Genomic DNA, 5,692 nt, shown 5'->3' with positions numbered 1-5,692 from the left:
CTAATATGGCGCCGGACTTCGGCGGTGAACTGGGGTAGGGCCAGCCCGCGATGTTGTACGGCTTGAGCGCCGGCTTGGGGAAGTCGCGGACGTTGAAGGTGACGACGACCTCGGCGTTGGCGCGTACGGCGGCGGCCAGGACCTGGCGGTCTTCCAGTCGTTGGTCATGCCGTCGATCAGCGTCTCGATGTCAGCGGACCACAGTGGCCGGTGCGCCTCGGCCTCGGCGAGGCGGAGCAGGGTGTCACATAGGTAGGCAAGGTAGAGCACGCTGGTGTCGAGGAGCGCGGGAAAGGCCACGACCGGTCTGCCTCACCTGGTCCTCTTGGGTGTGGCGGTCGCGTTGTACAGGTCGTCGTCCTCGGCGTCAACGGCCATCTGGTCGAGGGTCCGGCGCCGCTCGCGGGGGGCGCGGTCGCGGCAGTCGAGGACGTCGCGGAGCATGACCCGCCGATGCCGACCGCGCATGGTGTAGGGGATCTCGCCGTCGGTCAGCAGCCGCACAAGGGTGGGCCGGGAGACGTCGAGCAGGTCGGCGGCCTCCTGCGTGATGACCATCGTGTTGTGCGGGGCAATCGAGATCGCCCAGCCCTGCGACAGGGTCGTCACCACATCGAGAAGAACGCCGTACAAACTCATCAGGGATGTCGATCTGGGAGCCGTCCGGGCTGACCAGTCACGCTCCGGGTGACCTCGCTCGAACGTGGCTGACGATCATGGTCGCGTCAGCGGTGCGGCGGACCACCTGCGCCTCGCCGCGCTCTGTCTGCGGCGTTTATGTCGACCGAGGCTCGAACGACGGGTCATTGCGCTACCGCCTAAATCAGGTTGACTGGTAGCATCAAGCCTGTCTACATTCGATGCAATAAGGGAATCCCATGACGGCGACGTCATGGAGCTACCTCCATCACCTAGGACAGTGGTGATCCAACCGAGGAGGCAGCGTGCGAGAACGGTTCGGAAGCAAGTCGGCGATCGTCACTCTGATCGGCCTGACCCTGGCGGTGTTCAGCTACGTGACGACCGAGTCCCTGCCGATCGGCCTGCTCCCCTTGATCGCGAAGGACCTCGGTACCACCGTGTCGGCGGTCGGGCTGCTGGTCACCGGGTACGGCCTGATCATCGTGGTGGTGTCCCTGCCGCTCACACGGCTGACCCGCCGGCTGCCTCGACGGCGGCTGCTGTGCATCCTGTTCGGCGTCTTCGTCGTGGCCACCTGCCTGTCGGCTGTGGCGTGGAACTACTGGCTGCTCATGGGTGCCCGGATGGTGACCGCGCTGAGCCAGGCGCTGTTCTGGGCCGTCGTGACGCCGGCCGCCGCCGGCCTGTTCCGGGCCGAGGTGCGCGGCCGGGCCGTGTCGATCCTGTACGCCGGCGTCTCCGTCGCCGCGCTGGCCGGCATCCCGGCCGGCACGTGGCTCGGTCAGCAGACCAACTGGCGGGTGGCGTTCTTCGCGCTCAGCGGTCTGGGCCTGCTCGTACTCGTCGCGGTGGCGGCCGCGCTGCCCAACACGCCGGCCGGGCAAGGCGCGGCGGACCGGGGCAGCGCACCCGACCGCGGCCGGTACCTGTCGATCGTGGCCACCACGGCGATGGCGGTCACCGGTGCGTTCACGGCGTTCACCTACATCAGCCCGTTCCTGACCGACGTCAGCGGCTTCGCCGAGTCGTCGATCGGTCCGCTCCTGCTGGCACGCGGCATCGCGGGCCTGGCCGGCGTGTTCGCGGTCGGCTACCTCGTCGACCGCCACGGCCGGCTCACCATGATGGGGCTCATCGGTCTGCAGGTGCTGGCACTCACCGGGCAGTACGCGTTCGGCGCCTCCCAGGTCGCGACCGTCATCACCATCTCCGTGTCCGGCTTCACGCTGGCGGGCCTGCCCGCCACTCTGGGGTCGCGGGTGCTCGTGTACGCGCCGGGAGCGTCGGACATGGCAAGCGCCGGTACCTCCACGGCGTTCAATACGGGCATCACCGCGGGCGCGTTCTTCGGCAGCGTGCTGCTGCTCGGCCCGGGCGTGCGCAGCACCGCAATCGTCGGGGCGCTGCTCAGCCTGGTGGCGTTCGCCAGCGTGCTGGCCGAACCGGTCTTCTCCAGCCGGCGGCAGGTCGCGCCGGCGCGCGCCGACAAGCCCCTGCCCGCCGACGCCCGGGTCGCGTAACACGATGCTCAGTGGACAGCAATCGTGCTACCTCCATCAACGCCTTAGATGGTAGCCTGGCCAGCATGCCACTCGACGTGCGCCAGCTGCCGCTTGTCGGCGGGCACCCCGCACTCGATCTGGTCAACACGCTCGAACGAGGGGCACCGCTCGACGGCAAGCCGCCCTACGACTTCCTGTCCGACACCTCCGCATTACTGCGCTGGACGGTCAGGGTAGGCCTGATCAGCGACGCGGAGGCCAAGCGGGTCGATCGGGCGTGGCGCGACGATCCCGCGGCGGCACACGCGGGACTGGCCGCCGTCCGGGACATCCGGGAAGGGCTGCACCTCGTGATACTCGCGGCGATCCCGCCAGCGGACAGCGGGTCGGCGGGTGACCCAGGCGGCCCCGCCGGGGGCGACCCGATCGCGGCCGGGGCCGCGCTGGTCGGGCTGCACGAGCGGTGGTCCGGGGCGGCCGCCCGAGCGACGTTGGTGCTCGACAGAGGCGACCCGCCGCAGGTACGGCTCGCCTACGGCACGGTACCGGCCATGCTAGTACCCGACCGGATCGCCGAGGCCGCACTCGACGTACTGCGGACGGCCGATCTGACCCGGGTACGCCGCTGCCCCGTACCCGAAGGCGGCTGTGGGTGGCTGTTCCTCGACCAGAGCCGCAACGGTTCCCGCCGCTGGTGCCGCATGGCCGACTGTGGTAGCGCGGCCAAGGCCCGGCGGCTCACCGAACGCCGCCGCGCCGCGCGGGTCGGCGCCCCGTAGGTCTCCGGTCCAGGCGCGCTGTCTAGAGTGGACCAGCGCACGGTGCGGTGAAGAAGTCGCGCAGCACCTGAGCCACAACGAGCGGGTGGCCGTCATCCTCAGGGCCGTCATGTGTCAGGCCCGGCAGGGTGAAGCGTTTCGCGTGTGGTAGCACGGCGGCCAGTTCGCCGAGCGCGACGTCGAGGTAGTCCGGGCTCCTGGTGCCGCCGAGGAGAAAAGCGGACGCCGGCAACCGTGCGTATTCCGCCGCGGTGTCGGCCATCTCCTGCACGATCCGCAGTCGAAGTGTTGTGTGGGAATCAGGCCGGCGATGGACACCTCATCAGCGCCTTCCATCCGGGCACGCAGGCCGAGGGCCACGGCTGGCGCGAGCACGAATCGTGGCATCCGGGCGAACAACGGTTCCACGCCCATCCCCTTCATGGCGGTCACCAGCGCCCCGACAAGCCCTGCCAGCGGCGATTTCCCGGTCGAAGCGCGGTACGCAGGCAGTCGGCGCCGAGCCATTGATCCACAGCGGCGGCTCATAGAGGGCGACGCGGCCAACCGTCGGGGTGAACAGCGCGGTCCGCAAGCTGACCAGGGCGCCGGAGCTGAGCCCGAAGATGAACCGGGCGCCCGTGGCGGCGATGAGAGCCTGCATGTCCTCGACCTCACGCTGCACGCCGAAGTCTTCGCCGTGCGGCCCACTCGTGCCCGACCTCGACGATCGGGCACGTACACCCGGAAGTCGTTGCCCAGGGCGCCGGCCAGCTTGCCGAAGTGCTGCGCCGCTTTCATCCCCCCGTGCACCAGGATGAGGCCGGGTCCGCTGCCGTACTCCCGGTAGCCGATCGCCGTCCCGTCCACAAAGCGGACTAGCGATAGTTTGTCTACTTCGTAACCTTCTCCTGTTCTGTATGGTTATCGCCCTACCGACAACGAAGGGTCAGCCGACACCCGGCTGACCCCACATTTCACACAACGGTCAACGGTGTGGACCGGATGTGGCAGAACCCGACCCGCATTCACACTGTTCAGGGGCCGATCGTGACGCTACCGGCCGTGCGCCGACGCACCCCCTGACCGATTCAGTGCTCGCCACCCGCCGCAGCGCCGCCTGGCTGATCCGATCCGCGAACAGCATCGGCGCTGCGGTCCCGGTTATTCAACCACCATCGGTGGATCATGGCGGCAAGCGCAGTGACTGCCTGCTGACGGTCCTGGTCCGACATGGACGCCGTCCCCGGTTCTCCCAATACCAGCGGGGACCGACTGTCCAGGTAGGCGGGACCGGTGACCACGAGCGCGAGATCACCGCACACGGTGCCCCCGGTGACGGCGGCGATCTGGGCAAGGCTCAGCGGATCATGGCTCGATCCTGTGCGGGCCATGGCCCGCCGGCTTCCTCCCTCGGGTCCGGCGGCTCAGTCTTGAGGACCGATCATCGGCACCTCAGACGGAGGCACCGGCCTCACCGTGCCGGTCACCGTAATGCCATGACCCTCCTGCTGTCCGATCCGCGGGTGGCCGCCGTGCCCGTCCGCGACGTCGACGAGCCCCTTGTCGCCCTCGATCCCGGATTTGGACCCGGCAGAGCCTTGGTGCGCCGCGAGTTGGCTACCCGGCTGCAGTCCGCGCGGGCGGCCCTGCCCTCGGGAATCTACCTGCGCGTGGTGGAGGGCTACCGCCCGGCGCACCGGCAGCAGGCGATCATCGAGCGCTACTCGGCCGAGATCCGTTCCGTGCATCCCGGCATCGGCGAGCCGGAGCTGCACATCCTCACCAGCCGCTACGTCGCACCGCTGGCCGTGGCGCCCCACGTGGCGGGCGCCGCCGTCGATGTGACCCTGGTCGACTCGTGTGGGCAGGAACTCGACCTGGGCACCGCGATCGACGCCACCCCGGAGCAGTCCGGCGGCCGCTGCTACTTCGCCACCGGCGGGATCAGCCGCGAGGCGCGGGCCAACCGCGACCTGCTCGCCCGGGTGCTGTGCCAGGAAGGGCTGGTCAACTATCCCACCGAGTGGTGGCACTACTCCTATGGCGACCGCTACTGGGTTCTGGCCACCGGTGCCGCCGCCGCGCTGTACGGCCCGGTGTTCCGATGAGCCTGCTGGCGCTGCGGCCGCAGGCGACCCTTCAGGTCGACCTGGGCGCTGTCACCGCCAACGTGCGCACCATCAAATCTCGTACGGCCGGCGAGCTGATGGCGGTGGTCAAAGCCGACGGCTTCGGCCACGGCCAGATCGACGTCGCGCGTGCCGCCCTCGCCGGTGGCGCGACCCGCTTGGGCGTCACCAGCATCGACGAGGCTCGGCCGCTGCGCGCCGCGGGCCTGACCCAGCGGATCCTGAGCTGGCTCAACCCGCTGGATGCCGACTTCGCCTCGGCGGTAAGGCTGGACATCGAGCTGGGCGTTCCCGGCCTGGACCACCTGCACACGATTGCCCGTACCGCTCCAGGGGCTCGCATCCACCTGCAACTGGACACCGGCATGGGCCGTGACGGCGCCGAACCCGCCCAGTGGGACCGCCTCTGCCGTGCCGCCCGGCAGGCCGAGCGGCATGGCTGGTTACACGTCGTCGGAATCATGGGCCACCTGCCCTGCGCCGACCGGCCGGGCCACGCCGCCAACGCACGGGGCCGTGACCGGTACGTCTGGGGTCTGCGAGTGGCCCGGGCCGCGGGCCTGCGCCCGGCCGACCACCACCTCGCCGCGACGGCCGCCACACTCAGCGATCCGCTGTCGCACCACACCATGAGCCGTATCGGCGCGGGCCTGGTGGG

7 protein-coding genes are annotated in these 5,692 nt (G+C 69.8%); 4 read left to right on the top strand and 3 right to left on the bottom strand.

Annotation, left to right across the window (positions count from 1 at the left end):
- Window positions 1-312: 312 nt before the first annotated feature.
- On the bottom strand, window positions 313-609 hold the full coding sequence (locus tag VGR06_RS34395) for an excisionase family DNA-binding protein (RefSeq protein WP_327563368.1): 297 nt from the start codon (window positions 607-609) through the stop codon (window positions 313-315).
- Window positions 610-944: 335 nt separating this feature from the next.
- On the opposite strand from VGR06_RS34395, the gene VGR06_RS34390 reads away from it, so the two are divergent.
- Both VGR06_RS34390 and VGR06_RS34385 read left to right on the top strand, forming a co-directional pair.
- Complete coding sequence (locus tag VGR06_RS34390; protein ID WP_327563367.1) at window positions 945-2,162, top strand: MFS transporter; 1,218 nt, start codon at window positions 945-947, stop codon at window positions 2,160-2,162.
- 65 nt (window positions 2,163-2,227) lie between these two features.
- Complete coding sequence (locus VGR06_RS34385) at window positions 2,228-2,923, top strand: CGNR zinc finger domain-containing protein (protein WP_327563366.1); 696 nt, start codon at window positions 2,228-2,230, stop codon at window positions 2,921-2,923.
- Window positions 2,924-2,945: 22 nt separating this feature from the next.
- Here the strand turns inward: VGR06_RS34385 and VGR06_RS34380 are convergent, their stop codons facing one another.
- Together VGR06_RS34380 and VGR06_RS34375 are read right to left on the bottom strand one after the other, a co-directional pair.
- Window positions 2,946-3,185 (bottom strand): hypothetical protein, encoded by a 240-nt coding sequence (locus VGR06_RS34380; RefSeq protein ID WP_327563365.1) that lies wholly within the window; start codon window positions 3,183-3,185, stop codon window positions 2,946-2,948.
- Between the two features lie 808 nt (window positions 3,186-3,993).
- Window positions 3,994-4,296 (bottom strand): hypothetical protein, encoded by a 303-nt coding sequence (locus VGR06_RS34375; protein ID WP_327563364.1) that lies wholly within the window; start codon window positions 4,294-4,296, stop codon window positions 3,994-3,996.
- A gap of 105 nt (window positions 4,297-4,401) precedes the next feature.
- Here VGR06_RS34375 and VGR06_RS34370 point away from each other — a divergent pair, with 105 nt between their 5' ends.
- Entirely contained in the window at window positions 4,402-5,013 is a 612-nt protein-coding gene (locus VGR06_RS34370) for a M15 family metallopeptidase (RefSeq protein ID WP_327563363.1), read from the top strand.
- On the top strand, window positions 5,010-5,692 hold a 683-nt coding region (locus tag VGR06_RS34365), incomplete at its 3' end, for an alanine racemase (RefSeq protein ID WP_327563362.1). The genes VGR06_RS34370 and VGR06_RS34365, both read left to right, overlap by 4 nt.

Origin of the sequence: Actinophytocola sp. (assembly GCF_036002505.1) — a bacterium.
Taxonomy (GTDB): domain Bacteria; phylum Actinomycetota; class Actinomycetes; order Mycobacteriales; family Pseudonocardiaceae; genus DASYTH01.
Note: the sequence above shows the minus strand (reverse complement) of the source record. Positions and strands in the feature narration are given on the sequence as shown.

Coding starts and splice junctions, on each gene's coding strand:
- VGR06_RS34385 (WP_327563366.1), top strand. CDS start 2,228: ATGCCACTCGACGTGCGCCAGCTGCCGCTTGTCGGCGGGCACCCCGCA.
- VGR06_RS34380 (WP_327563365.1), bottom strand. CDS start 3,185: ATGGCCGACACCGCGGCGGAATACGCACGGTTGCCGGCGTCCGCTTTT.
- VGR06_RS34375 (WP_327563364.1), bottom strand. CDS start 4,296: ATGGCCCGCACAGGATCGAGCCATGATCCGCTGAGCCTTGCCCAGATC.
- VGR06_RS34370 (WP_327563363.1), top strand. CDS start 4,402: ATGACCCTCCTGCTGTCCGATCCGCGGGTGGCCGCCGTGCCCGTCCGC.